The sequence below is a fragment of the Pseudidiomarina indica genome, assembly GCF_900104245.1.
GTDB lineage: Bacteria > Pseudomonadota > Gammaproteobacteria > Enterobacterales > Alteromonadaceae > Pseudidiomarina > Pseudidiomarina indica.
Genome location: NZ_FMXN01000022.1, coordinates 1 through 4585, shown reverse-complemented (window position 1 = coordinate 4585; position 4585 = coordinate 1). Strand labels below are relative to the sequence as shown.

Sequence of the window (4585 nt, the reverse complement as noted above, 5' to 3'; positions counted from 1 at the left end):
CATCAATACTCTGAGCGAGTGCGCTTACACCGGTGCTGAACCTGAAACTAACTGGGACGAAATCGTAACCCGCTTTTTGACTAGGACAGATACCGGTTAACCGATGAATGTCTAGTGCCCCAAACCAACCTGCACGGAGCAATCCGGTTTGGCAGTGGATAACCGCCACACTAAGAGAGCCTCAATAGGTGTTTGCTGTAAGCCATCAACAGCCAACGATGACAGACGAAGCAGGCTCACTGGCTCAGAGATTTGGTATTGGCCGCTCACGCGGCGGCCAATAAAAACTAGTGCCTATTGACAGGACGAAGGCTCATAGGTGTTAGACACTGTTGGTTCTGACATTGAGCAATTGAGTGGCTTCGCACTTCACGTATTGAACGAACGCTGTCAACTGATCCCCGCGCGAGGCCAGACGATCCTCACTATACCCAAGATAAGCCTGCCTGGCCTCCAGCATTACTGACTGAAGAGTGGCCGGCAAACGCGCCATTGCCCAATCGGCAGCGACGTGCTTCGGTACGATCTTGCCGGTTGCTGCGCTGTACCAAATACGAGCCAATGTAAGCACTACATTTCGCTCATCCTCTGCCCAGTCCGACGGGGAGTTCCACAACTTCAGAGTGTCGGCCAGCACCTTCAGGAGATCGCCTTCAGGAACAGGATCAAAAAACTGCTCCGCCGATGGACCTACCAAGGCGATGCTGTGTTGCCTTGCTTTCGTTAGCAGGATCGCCAGATCAGGATCAATACCGGCGGGCTCAAAGATGCCCGCTAGAAGATCTTTGCGCAGCCATTCCCCAAATTGCAATTCCCGCCTGCCCGGATAACTCCAGGGCACGATATCATTGCGTACGACAACGGTAACCTCCAGGGCGCGGATAGCTTTGCTCTGGCCGGGTGGAGCTGAGACTTCCAGCAGGTTGAGCATCAAAGCCTGCCGCACAGCTTCATCAGGTCGTGCATTCACCGTAACCAGTAGATCAATGTCGCTGTATGGCTTCAGGCCGCCACTCGACGCCGATCCATACAAATGTACGGCCAGTATCGTCGATGCCAGATGAGACCGAATGACGTCGAGTGTCTGTGACAGTTGCGCAGAAATTTCGGATGGCACTGAGTCGGTCATGGTGTCTAACGCCCAATTCATGCGCCGGTTATACAGGACGCATGCAATTGATTGTTAGAAGGTGAACTAGCAGGCGCCTGAATGGTTAACTGCAGACCAAGCGCTTTAGCAACTTTAGCTACAGTAGCAAAGGTAGGGTTACCTTCTGGTGATAATGCCTTATACAGCCCTTCCCGTGTCAGTCCTGCATCCCTCGCAAGCTGACTCATATTTTGCGCGCGAGCGACAACACTTAAAGCATGAACAATAAATGCCGGATCGTCACCGGCCTCTTCAATGCATGCCTCAAGATAAAGCTGGACATCTTCTTGGGTTTTAAGATGTTCTGCTGAGTCCCAACGTTTAGTTTTAACGTTCATAGCCTATACCTCTAATTGCTTCGCAATTTCTTTGGCTTTAGCGATATCTGCTTGTTGAGAGCTTTTATCACCACCTGAAAGTAAAATCACAACAACAGGCCCCTTTTGAACAAAGTAGACTCGGTATCCTGGCCCGTAGAAGATACGGAGCTCGCTTATACCATCACCTACTGGTGCTGCGTCCCCAAAGTGTCCCATCTCCACGCGATCGATACGCGCCTGAATCCTCGCTTTCGCTCTGCGATCCTTGAGAGACTTAAACCATCTGGAGAACGCTGTTGTTGTTCGGATTTCAATCATATGTGAACTATAGTTAACGAATATTACCCTGTCAACTGTGGTTAACAGGCGAATAGTGTATAACTGAACCTTCTAACATTTTATTAGTAAGCATGCTCGTTTTGTCACCCGCTGATGCTTACCGTTAATTAATATAATCACTTGTATTAAATAGACTTTCTTTAAAAATATAAGACACTCTGTTATTACAAATCGTGCATGCCGTCTATCCTGCTTGCACGATGCACATTATCTCACCCAAAGAACTCATAACACTTTAATTTATTTAGCATTAAATTAAAACTCTACCGGTAAACAAGCATCTCTAGGCGTAAAAAACAGGCACTTTTTTAAATCCCAGCTAGAATAGGCTGTATAGGCAGACAGTTGCAAGACAAGGAGCGTTTTATGTCTAACAGTCCATTTTTAAATTCTATACGCACGGATATGCGGCAAAAAGGTTATGCGCTGAAAACTGAAAAAACTTACCTGCACTGGATTAAGCGTTTTATTCTGTTTCACAAAAAACGTCATCCTCAGACCATGGGCAGTGAAGAGGTCAGGCTGTTTTTATCCAGCTTAGCAAACAGCAGACATGTAGCCATAAACACGCAGAAAATCGCTTTAAATGCCCTAGCTTTTTTGTACAACAGGTTTTTACAACAGCCGTTGGGCGATATTGATTATATCCCTGCAAGCAAGCCTAGACGGCTACCCTCTGTTATCTCTGCAAATGAAGTGCAACGCATTTTGCAGGTTATGGATACTCGCAACCAAGTTATTTTTGCGCTGCTGTATGGTGCAGGTTTGCGCATTAATGAATGCTTGCGTTTGCGGGTTAAAGATTTTGATTTTGATAATGGCTGCATCACTGTGCATGACGGTAAGGGTGGGAAAAGCAGAAACAGCCTACTGCCCACGCGCCTAATCCCAGCAATTGAAGGCAGCCGTACAAAAAGCAGGCATCGTTAGCAAGCGTGTCACTTGTCATACATTTCGTCACTCGTTTGCTACGCATCTATTACAAGCGATTCAATCTTACTTTGCAGTTGTGAACTTAATCATTTTGACGGGCACCATCGATAAGGTAACTTGTTTAAACTTTAAGTACTTACGCAGTTTTTCATAGGTGAGTTTCAGTTCATATTTTGCCATCAAAGGTAAATCACATTTATCCGGCTTTTTTTTTGATTGGTCATAGAGTAACCACATTTTAACGCTATAGTCTGACCCAAAGACTTCTTCGATGCTTGGCTTTATATATTCTAGAGCTAGATTTTTACAATCTCTATCCTGCTGGTCAATGAATGTGCGTATCTCGGATAAGAATACTTCATCAGTTAAAAAGAACTCACAATAAAATCGGGTTTGTGAAAATAGATAGTTAATCGAACTGCAACCCGCATATTTTTTAACCTGTATAATATCGACGCCGTCGTCATGAACTTCCAAAATGTCGCAAAACTCTTTGTCTTTTTTTGCCTTTCCAATTCTTAATTTAGCAGTATCAAACTTGATCGTATTAGGATTAAGTTCGCAATAAGCATCGTTAAATTTGCTCTCTCGGTTTTGCTTTGCATTGGTGCAGGCTATGTTAATATTATTAAATCTTTCTTCGATATTTGACTCTCGAAGTTCATTCTCTATAAAGCTTTCTATCGCCTGATAAAAGTCGTCATCAACTTTACGCCATTCCCCTAGCGACAGAATAAAGTAGTCATCTCCCAATTTTAATTCAGCAACCAAACAATTAAAAATCTCCCACTTCAAATAATCCAAGATCTTGTCTTCATCATGTGAATACGCGAATATGCATTTGTTACTCAGTGCTTTTAAGGTTATGTCATCGATCGACTTAAAAACTTCAGAGTATAGATCTTCAATTGTTACGTGTGAAAAAATTCGATTCTCTCTTTTTTGCATATTTCTATATGCATAACTGTAACGATCATCAGATATGAACTCTGGAATCGCTAAGTGTATCTTAGTTAAATTCTTCTTTTTCAGTTTGTTAATCAGGGCCTGGTTGAGCTTATCTACCGTCTTATCATCAACCGGAGATAGGTTTGGATAGTTTGGAAATAACCCTTTATAGTCATCAGACTGATAAGATTCATCGAAGCTATCGATCAATTTAAAAAGCTTTTCCCAGCTAATCTTATCTTCACCAATAATCTTCACCGTTAAACAATCTTTGCCTTGGAGGGTTATATTTCTATCTTCCTTCAAATGAGCCGAGATGAACCTAAGAAGCTCAACCTCCGACATACCGAACTCAAATGTATCTGAAGGTCTACTTTGTTGGCGGTCAATAACTTGAGTGGTATAAGCTTGTATGGCGCTTTTAGCTTGGCGGACATCGCTATTGCCGCAAAGGTTCATCGCCACTATTATTCCAAAATCAGACTCAAAAGCTTTTTTATTGAGCCAAGCACTACCCCGACTGCCAAAAGTAGCTGCAAAGATCCTGTTATTTTTCTCGATTAAAATTAAGCCACTTTGTAATCCCCCCGAAAAATCGGAGCAGTTATAAGTAGAAAATTCCGTTAAACTAAAACGAAGGAGTTTTCTATGCGCAAATCACGATACACAGATAGTCAGATCTTAGCGATTCTGAAACAAAACGAGAACGGTATACCGGTTCCAGAGCTTTGCCGTGAACACGGCATGAGCTCAGCTCAATTTTATAAATGGCGCGCCAAGTTTGGCGGCATGGACGCATCGATGATGAAGCGTCTCAAAGAGCTTGAGGACGAAAATAAACGCCTCAAGAAAATGTATGCCGAAGAGCGACTTAAAGCTGAGATCCGCAAGGAAG

Annotated in this window: 4 protein-coding genes and 2 pseudogenes; 2 read left to right on the top strand and 4 right to left on the bottom strand. The window is 43.6% G+C overall.

Features of this window, described 5'->3' with window-relative positions; translation table 11 throughout:
• Positions 1–322: 322 nt before the first annotated feature.
• From BLP64_RS10615 to BLP64_RS10605, 3 genes are read right to left on the bottom strand one after another with little or no spacing between them, the layout of a single operon-like run.
• A complete protein-coding gene (locus BLP64_RS10615; protein WP_092594011.1) occupies positions 323–1129 on the bottom strand; it encodes an AadA family aminoglycoside 3''-O-nucleotidyltransferase in 807 nt (268 codons plus the stop codon).
• A gap of 17 nt (positions 1130–1146) precedes the next feature.
• Positions 1147–1488, bottom strand: a complete 342-nt coding sequence (locus tag BLP64_RS10610; RefSeq protein ID WP_092594010.1) for an addiction module antidote protein — start codon at positions 1486–1488, stop codon at positions 1147–1149.
• A gap of 3 nt (positions 1489–1491) precedes the next feature.
• A complete protein-coding gene (locus BLP64_RS10605) occupies positions 1492–1788 on the bottom strand; it encodes a type II toxin-antitoxin system RelE/ParE family toxin (protein ID WP_092594009.1) in 297 nt (98 codons plus the stop codon).
• A 387-nt stretch (positions 1789–2175) separates the two neighbouring features.
• Between BLP64_RS10605 and BLP64_RS10600 the strand changes: the two are divergent.
• Positions 2176–2830: pseudogene (locus BLP64_RS10600) on the top strand (phage integrase N-terminal SAM-like domain-containing protein); the annotation flags it as partial.
• Here BLP64_RS10600 and BLP64_RS10590 read toward each other — a convergent pair.
• A pseudogene (locus BLP64_RS10590) lies at positions 2806–4281 on the bottom strand (DUF6119 family protein); the annotation flags it as partial. The pseudogenes BLP64_RS10600 and BLP64_RS10590 sit on opposite strands and share 25 nt — an antisense overlap.
• 57 nt (positions 4282–4338) lie before the next feature.
• Here BLP64_RS10590 and BLP64_RS10585 point away from each other — a divergent pair.
• Positions 4339–4585, top strand: a 247-nt coding sequence (locus BLP64_RS10585) for a transposase (RefSeq protein WP_143001101.1), incomplete at its 3' end; no start/stop codon positions are given.